This window comes from Streptomyces sp. NPDC054847 (assembly GCF_053610925.1).
In genome coordinates this window covers 1-8,236 of the sequence record NZ_JBSGZJ010000320.1, presented here as the reverse complement: position 1 = coordinate 8,236, position 8,236 = coordinate 1, and the positions used below count along the sequence as shown (strand labels likewise).

Below are 8,236 nucleotides of genomic sequence, written 5' to 3'. Positions count from 1 at the left end.
GGCCCGAACACGGCGCGGGCCCGGGCGCGGCGGCGGCGCGGGCGCCGGACGTGGGCCCGAACACGGCGCGGGCCCGGGCGCGGCGGCAGCGCAGGCGCCGGACGTGGGCCCGAACACGGCACGGGCCCGGGCGCGGCGGCAGCGCAGGCGCCGGACGTGGGCCCGAACACGGCGCGGCGCCGGAACGGTGAGCGCGGCCCGGTTGCAGCCGAGGGTCAGACGTCGACGCCGTGCGAGCGCAGGTAGGCGACCGGGTCGATGTCGGAGCCGTACTCGGCGGTGGTCCGGGCCTCGAAGTGCAGGTGCGGCCCGGTCGAGTTGCCGGTCGAGCCGGACAGGCCGATCTGCTGGCCGGGGGTGACCTGCTGGCCGACGGAGACGCTGATGGACGACAGGTGGCCGTACTGGGTGTACGTGCCGTCGTTCATCCGGATGACGACGTTGTTGCCGTACGCGCCGCCCCAGCCCGCCTCGACGACGGTGCCGGAGCCGACGGACACGACGGAACTGCCGGAGGCGGCGCGGAAGTCGACGCCGGAGTGGCTGCCGGAGGACCAGAGGGCTCCGCCGGTCTGGTAACCGGTGGTCACGTACGAACCGGCGATCGGGAGCCGGAAGGAGTTCAGCCGCTTGCGCTCGGCCTCGCGGGCGGCGCGCTCCTTGGCCTCGCGGGCCTCCTTGGCGCGCGCCTCGGCCTTGCGCCTGGCTTCCGCCTTCGCCTCGGCCTCGGCCTTCGCCTGCGCCCTGGCCTTGGCGGCGGCCTCCTGGGCCTCCCTCTCCTGGGCGGCGGCCTGGTCGGCTATCTCGTCGGCGAGCGACCCCATGGAGACGATCTGGGTGAGGCCGGTGTCCTCGACGGAGGGGGCCTCGGTGTCGGCGGCGAGCGCCGGGGAGGCGAGGGTTCCGATGACGCCGGTGGTCGCGAGGGCGGCGACGCCGGCCAGGTTCGCGCTCCTGCGCGTCAGGCGGCTCGGGGCACGATGCTTCCCGGTGGCACGGGTGAACGCCATGAAGAGGCTGGTCCTTTCCTTCCTTCTCGCCTACCGGGTTAGCTGACGGGTTCGGAGCAGGAAGGTCTCCTACGGCCCCCTCCGCGCGGGCGAAGGAGGGCCGATTCACCCCAGGGACTACGTGGGTCCCCGGCTCCCCAGGCTCGCGCCTGACGGGGACTCGGCGATGGCTGCCCGATGCCGCGGGCGCGACGATCTCCAGGCGGACAGCCGGACCGACGCTAGGCAACCCGTTCGTCAATCACCAAACAGACAGCCCGTTTTGTAGCGCATGCCACAGGGCAGACAGGCACTCAGTCCTGCAAATCGGACATAGAACGGAACCCCGGCAAACGATTCGAAGCCGGGGTTCCGTTCGCGCGCAATGCGCGTTTTTGAGTCGTCCTCGCCGGGCGGCGTCCGATCAGCCCGTGACAACCCTCACTTCACCGATGCCGAGCGCCTTCACCGGCTCCTCGATCTGCGACGCGTCGCCGACGAGCACCGTCACCAGCCGGTCGACCGGGAAGGCGTTGACGACCGCCGCGGTCGCCTCCACCGTGCCCGTCTCCGCCAGACGCACGTACATCTGTGCCTGGTAGTCGTCCGGGAGGTGCTGCTCGACCTGGTCGGCCAGCGTGGCCGCCACGGACGCCGCCGTCTCGTACTTCAGCGGGGCGACGCCCACCAGGTTCTGCACGGCGACGTCCCGCTCGGCGTCCGTGAGCCCCTCGGCAGCGAGCGTACGGAGCACCTTCCACAGGTCATCGAGCGCCGGACCGGTGTTGGGCGTGTCCACGGAGCCGCTGATGGCGAGCATCGAGGCGCCGGAGCCGTCCGGAGCGGAGCGCAGCACCTGACCGAAGGCGCGCACACCGTAGGTGTAGCCCTTCTCCTCGCGCAGCACCCGGTCGAGGCGGGAGGTCAGCGTGCCGCCGAGGCAGTACGTGCCGAGCACCTGGGCGGGCCAGACACGGTCGTGGCGGTCGCCGCCGACGCGGCCGATGAGGAGCTGCGTCTGCACCGCACCGGGGCGGTCGACGATGACCACACGGCCGGTGTCGTCGGCGGTGATCGCGGGCACCGGGCGCGGGTCCGCCTTGTCGCCCGTCCACGCCCCGAGCGTGTCGCCGAGGACGGCGTCCAGGTCGATGCCGGTGAGGTCGCCGACGATCACCGCGGTGGCGGTGGCGGGACGTACATGCGCCTCGTAGAAGGCGCGTACGGCGGCCGCGTCGATCCGCTCGACCGTCTCCTCCGTGCCCTGGCGCGGCCGGGAGACCCGCAGCTCGGCCGGGAAGAGCTCCTTGGAGAGCTGCTTGGCGGCCCGGCGGCCCGGGTTCGCCGTCTCGTGCGGGATCTCGTCGAGGCGGTTGCGGACCAGCCGCTCGACCTCGCCGGCCTCGAAGGCGGGGGCGATCAGTGCCTCGGAGAGCAGCCCGAGCGCCTTGTGCAGCCGGGAGACCGGCACCTCGAGGGAGACCCGGACGCCGGGGTGGTCGGCGTGCGCGTCCAGGGTGGCGCCGCAACGCTCCAGTTCCGCGGCGAACTCCTCCGCGGAGTGCTTGTCCGTGCCCTCCGACAGGGCGCGCGCCATGATCGTGGCGACGCCGTCGAGACCCTCCGGCTCGGCGTCCAGCGGAGCGTCGAGCGAGATCTCGACGGCCACGACCTGCTGGCCGGGACGGTGGCAGCGCAGCACCGTCAGTCCGTTGTCCAGCGTGCCGCGGTCGGGGGCCGGGAAGGCCCATGGCCGGGCGGTGCCCGGGGTCGGCTGCGGGTGGAAGTCCATGGTCACGGCAGCGTCGCTCACTGGTCCGTCCCCTCCTGCTCGTTTCCGTCGGCCGCTTCGGTCTCTTCTTCGGCGACCGGTTCGTAGACCAGCACCGCCCTGTTCTCCGGGTGCAGCCGGGCCTTGGCGACCGCCTGCACCTCCTCCGCGGTGACGTCGAGCACCCGCTGGACGGCGGTGAGCGCCAGCTGCGGGTCGCCGAACAGCACCGCGTAGCGGCACAGTTCGTCGGCGCGGCCCGCGACCGTGCCGAGACGGTCCAGCCACTCGCGCTCCAGCTGGGCCTGGGCGCGCTCCATCTCCCCCGGCGTCGGGCCCTCGGCCGCGAACCGGGCCAGTTCCTCGTCGACGGCCGCCTCGATCTGCGGCACCTCGACACCGCCGGACGTCTTCACGTCCAGCCAGCCCATCGACGGTGCGCCCGCGAGCCGCAGCAGGCCGAACCCGGCCGCGACGGCCGTCCGGTCGCGGCGCACCAGGCGGTTGTGCAGGCGGGACGACTCGCCGCCGCCGAGGACGGTCAGCGCCAGGTCGGCGGCGTCGCACTCGCGGGTGCCGTCGTGCGGGAGGCGGTACGCGGCCATCAGGGCGCGGGCGGGGACCTCCTCGACGATCTCCTCGCGCAGCTGCGCGCCGATGTTCTCCGGGAGGGTGCCGTCACGCGGCGGCTGCTTGCCGCTGTGGGAGGGGATGGACCCGAAGTACTTCTCGATCCAGGCGAGCGTCTGCTGCGGATCGATGTCGCCGACGACCGACAGCACGGCGTTGCTGGGCGCGTAGTAGGTGCGGAAGAAGGCGCGGGCGTCCTCGAGGGTCGCCGCGTCCAGGTCGGCCATCGAACCGATCGGGGTGTGGTGGTAGGGGTGGCCCTCCGGGTAGGCGAGGGCGGTCAGCCTCTCGAAGGCGGTGCCGTAGGGCACGTTGTCGTAGCGCTGGCGGCGTTCGTTCTTGACGACGTCGCGCTGGTTCTCCATCGACTCGTCGTCGAGGGCCGTCAGCAGCGAGCCCATGCGGTCGGCCTCGAGCCAGAGCGCGAGCTCCAGCTGGTGCGTCGGCATGGTCTCGAAGTAGTTGGTCCGCTCGAAGCTGGTGGTGCCGTTCAGCGAGCCGCCGGCTCCCTGGACGAGTTCGAAGTGACCGTTCCCCTTCACCTGTGCCGAGCCCTGGAACATCAAGTGCTCGAAGAGGTGGGCGAGTCCCGTACGGCCCTTGACTTCGTGGCGGGAGCCGACGTCGTACCAGAGGCAGACCGCGGCGACCGGGGTCAGGTGGTCCTCGGAGAGCACCACGCGCAGGCCGTTGGCCAGGCGGTGCTCGGTCGCTGTCAGGCCGCCGGAACCGGTCGGCGCTGTGGCCGTGTGACCCATGGGCATGTACGTCCCTTCGATCGCGAAAACTTAGAGGTGCTGCCAGACCTGCCACTGTATGCAAGCGCGCTGACACCTGGCGAAGTTCCCGTGCCGCGATCTGCGCCGTTCCACCCGCGGGGCGGCCTCGAACAAGGGTCGCGGTCCGGGTTGTCAGCGGGACGGTCCACAATGGTCGGCGTCAGATGCCCACCTGGTACGTGAAGGAGCAGCAGCCGCGATGGCCCGCCGCAGCACGAAGACCCCACCGCCGGACGACTTCGAGGAGCGCATCCTCGACATCGACGTGGTGGACGAAATGCAGGGCTCCTTCCTCGAGTACGCGTACTCGGTGATCTACTCCCGGGCCCTTCCGGACGCACGCGACGGCATGAAGCCGGTGCACCGCCGCATCGTCTACCAGATGAACGAGATGGGCCTGCGCCCCGACCGCGGCTATGTGAAGTGCGCGCGCGTCGTCGGCGAAGTCATGGGCAAACTGCACCCGCACGGCGACGCGTCGATCTACGACGCCCTCGTGCGCATGGCGCAGCCGTTCTCGATGCGCCTGCCGCTGGTCGACGGCCACGGCAACTTCGGTTCGCTGGGCAACGACGACCCGCCGGCCGCCATGCGGTACACCGAGTGCCGCATGGCCGACGCCACCAGTCTGATGACCGAGTCGATCGACGAGGACACGGTCGACTTCCAGTCCAACTACGACGGCCAGGAGCGCGAGCCTGTCGCCCTGCCCGCCGCCTACCCGAACCTCCTGGTGAACGGCGCGTCCGGCATCGCGGTCGGCATGGCCACCAACATGCCCCCGCACAACCTGGGCGAGGTCATCGCGGCGGCACGCCACCTCATCAGACACCCGGGCGCGGACCTCGAGACGCTGATGCGCCACGTCCCGGGCCCCGACCTGCCGACCGGCGGCCGCATCGTCGGCCTGACCGGCATCAAGGACGCGTACGAGTCCGGCCGCGGCACGTTCAAGATCCGTGCCACGGTGTCCGTGGAGAACGTCACCGCCCGCCGCAAGGGCCTGGTCGTCACGGAACTGCCCTTCGCGGTCGGCCCGGAGAAGGTCATCGCGAAGATCAAGGACCTGGTCGGGTCGAAGAAGCTCCAGGGCATCGCCGACGTCAAGGACCTCACCGACCGGCAGCACGGCCTGCGCCTCGTCATCGAGATCAAGAACGGCTTCATCCCCGAGGCCGTCCTGGAGCAGCTCTACAAGCTGACGCCGATGGAGGAGTCCTTCGGCATCAACAACGTGGCCCTGGTCGACGGCCAGCCGCTCACGCTCGGACTGAAGGAACTGCTCGAGGTCTACCTCGACCACCGCTTCGACGTCGTCCGCCGGCGCAGCGAGTTCCGGCGGACCAAGCGCCGGGACCGGCTGCACCTGGTGGAGGGCCTGCTCGTCGCCCTCCTCGACATCGACGAGGTCATCCGGCTCATCCGCTCCAGCGAGAACTCGGCGCAGGCCAAGGAGCGGTTGATCGAGCACTTCTCGCTGAGCGAGATCCAGACGCAGTACATCCTCGACACCCCGCTGCGCCGGCTCACCAAGTTCGACCGGATCGAGCTCGAGAGCGAGCGCGACCGGCTGAACGGGGAGATCGACGAGCTGACCGGCATCCTCGAGTCGGACGCCGAGCTGCGCAAGCTGGTCTCCTCCGAACTGGCCGCCGTGGCGAAGAAGTTCGGCACCCCCCGGCGCACGGTGCTGCTGGAGTCCGCGGGCACGCCCGCGCCGGCGGCCTCGCTGCAGGTGGCGGACGATCCGTGCCGGGTGCTGCTCTCCTCCACCGGCCTGCTCGCCCGCACGGCCACCGGGGAGCCGCTGGTCGACAGCCGCAGCCGGCGCTCCAAGCACGACGTGATCGTTTCCGCCGTGCTCACGACGCAGCGCGGCGAGGTGGGCGCGGTGACGTCGGCCGGGCGGCTGCTGCGTCTGTCGGTGATCGACCTGCCCCAGCTGCCGGACACGGCCACCACGCCGAACCTCGCCGGGGGCGCTCCGGTTGCCGAGTTCCTCTCGCTGGAGTCCGACGAGACCCTCGTCTGCCTGACCACGCTCGACGAGTCGTCGCCGGGCCTCGCGCTCGGCACGCTCCAGGGTGTGGTCAAACGTGTGGTGCCGGACTATCCCGCCAACAAGGAGGAGCTGGAGGTCATCACCCTCAAGGAGGGCGACCGGATCGTCGGTGGCGCCGAGCTCCACACCGGCGAGGAGGACCTGGTCTTCATCACCTCCGACGCGCAGCTGCTGCGCTATCCGGCCTCCCAGGTGCGGCCGCAGGGCCGCCCGGCAGGCGGCATGACCGGCATCAAACTCGCCGAGGGCGCCGAGGTCATCTCGTTCACGGCGGTGGATCCAGCGGGCGATGCGGTGGTGTTCACCGTCGCGGGCTCGCACGGGACGCTGGACGACTCGATCGCGACGGCGAAGCTGACACCGTTCGACCAGTACCCCCGGAAGGGGCGGGCCACGGGCGGCGTGCGCTGCCAGCGTTTCCTGAAGGGCGAGGACGTGCTGCTCCTGGCCTGGGCGGGCGCGGCGCCGGCCCGGGCGGCGCAGAAGAACGGCGAGCCCGCCGAGCTGCCGGAGATCGATCCGCGGCGCGACGGCTCCGGCACACCTCTCGCGTCGCCGGTGGCGGTGCTGGCGGGGCCGGCGAGCTAGAACCCCGGCTGCCACGTCTTCGGACATCAGAAAAGGGGCCGTCCGGGCCGATCCGTCGAGGGTCAGTCCGGACGGTCGCTCACCAAGAGGTCCTCGGACGGGTCGTCGGAGGGGAAGTCGGATCGGGTGTCGGACGGTTCGTCGGAGGACTCGTCGCGTACGTAGCGCAGGATTCCCCACAGGTTGTGTTCCTCCGGGGCGTCCTGTGCGCCGGTGACGCGGGCGGCATCCAGTTCCGCCAGCAGGGCGGGTGCGTCGATGCCGGAGCCGATGAGGACGAGCTGCGTCTGCCGCCCGCCGCCCCCCGTCGGCCAGGGCTCGGGGTAGAAGCGCAGGAACCTGCCGACGGAGTGGACGGCGTAGCGGTTACGGGGATCGAGGGCGCCGAAGTCGACGAAGCCCTTGATCCGATAGAGGCCCTCCGGCCGTGAGTCGAGGAAGTCCAGCAGCCGCCGTGGGTGGAGCGGGTCGTCCGAGGTGAACGAGGCGCTTTCGTAGGCGGCGTGCAGATGACCGTCGTGTCCGGTGCCTCCGCAGTCGTGTGCGTCGGATTCGTGGTCGTCGTCATGGACGTCGTCGAAGGAGAGCTGGCCCACGCGCTCCGACGGCGGGCGCGGTTCGAAGAACAGCTCGGCGTCGACGCGCCCGTACGACGCCGGGATCACCGCCGCCCGGCCGGCGAGAGCGGTGATCTTCTCACGCAGCGCCCGCAGGGCCGCCTCACCGGCCCGGTCGGCCTTGTTCAGGACGACCAGGTCGGCGACCCCGAGGTGCCGGTCGATCTCCGGGTGCCGTGCACGGGTCTGCTCGAACTCGGCCGCGTCGACGACCTCGACGAGACCGCCGTACACGATCCGTTCGTTCTCGCTGGCCAGCAACATCCGGACGAGCTCCTGCGGTTCGGCGAGCCCGCTCGCCTCGATGACGATCACATCGAGGCCGACGGCCGGGCGCGTGAGCTTGTCGAGGAAGACGTCGAGCTCGCTCGCGTCGACGGCGCAGCACAGGCATCCGTTGCCGAGGGAGACGGTGCAATCGCCGAGCTGTCCGGCCACTGTCATCGCGTCGATCTCGATCGACCCGAAGTCGTTGACGATCGCGCCGATCCGGGTGCCGCGGCTGGTCCGCAGCAGGTGGTTGAGCAAGGTCGTCTTACCGGATCCCAGAAAGCCCGCGAGGACGATGACGGGGATCTGCGACGTGCTCAAGACTGCACCTCCGGGCGCTTCGCTGTAGATGGGGGTCCCAGGATATGGGCCGGCCGGACGGGGGCGGCATGCGCAAGATGCTGCGCGGGCGCCGCAAATTCGCGGCATGAGTGTCGGGGCCGCTGCGCGGAGCTTCTCCCCTGCCCGGCCCTCCCCGAACCGGGCAGGCCCAGGACCCCGTACCGCCCTGCGGGCGGCGTACCGCGCTC

The 8,236-nt window shown here is 71.2% G+C and carries 5 protein-coding genes and 1 riboswitch; of the genes, 1 reads left to right on the top strand and 4 read right to left on the bottom strand.

Going from position 1 to position 8,236, the window contains the following annotated elements; genetic code table 11:
• Nucleotides 1-215 precede the first annotated feature (215 nt).
• The 3 genes from ACWGH4_RS25660 to ACWGH4_RS25650 all read right to left on the bottom strand — a co-directional run bounded on the left by ACWGH4_RS25660 (nt 216) and on the right by ACWGH4_RS25650 (nt 4,154).
• Nucleotides 216-1,010 (bottom strand): M23 family metallopeptidase, encoded by a 795-nt coding sequence (locus ACWGH4_RS25660; RefSeq protein ID WP_453465096.1) that lies wholly within the window; start codon nt 1,008-1,010, stop codon nt 216-218.
• A 13-nt stretch (nt 1,011-1,023) separates the two neighbouring features.
• Nucleotides 1,024-1,186, bottom strand: a riboswitch (cyclic di-AMP (ydaO/yuaA leader).
• Between the two features lie 227 nt (nt 1,187-1,413).
• Nucleotides 1,414-2,802 carry a M16 family metallopeptidase gene (locus ACWGH4_RS25655; protein WP_453465093.1) on the bottom strand — a complete coding sequence of 463 codons (1,389 nt, stop codon included), beginning with the start codon at nt 2,800-2,802 and terminating at the stop codon, nt 1,414-1,416.
• A complete protein-coding gene (locus ACWGH4_RS25650; protein ID WP_441266641.1) occupies nt 2,799-4,154 on the bottom strand; it encodes an insulinase family protein in 1,356 nt (451 codons plus the stop codon). The genes ACWGH4_RS25655 and ACWGH4_RS25650 overlap by 4 nt, the downstream gene beginning before the upstream one ends.
• A gap of 214 nt (nt 4,155-4,368) precedes the next feature.
• Between ACWGH4_RS25650 and ACWGH4_RS25645 the strand changes: the two genes are divergently transcribed.
• Entirely contained in the window at nt 4,369-6,819 is a 2,451-nt protein-coding gene (locus tag ACWGH4_RS25645) for a DNA gyrase/topoisomerase IV subunit A (protein WP_453465090.1), read from the top strand.
• A 62-nt stretch (nt 6,820-6,881) separates the two neighbouring features.
• On the opposite strand, the gene ACWGH4_RS25640 is transcribed toward ACWGH4_RS25645, so the two are convergent.
• Nucleotides 6,882-8,027 (bottom strand): CobW family GTP-binding protein, encoded by a 1,146-nt coding sequence (locus ACWGH4_RS25640; protein ID WP_453465087.1) that lies wholly within the window; start codon nt 8,025-8,027, stop codon nt 6,882-6,884.
• Nucleotides 8,028-8,236 lie beyond the last annotated feature (209 nt).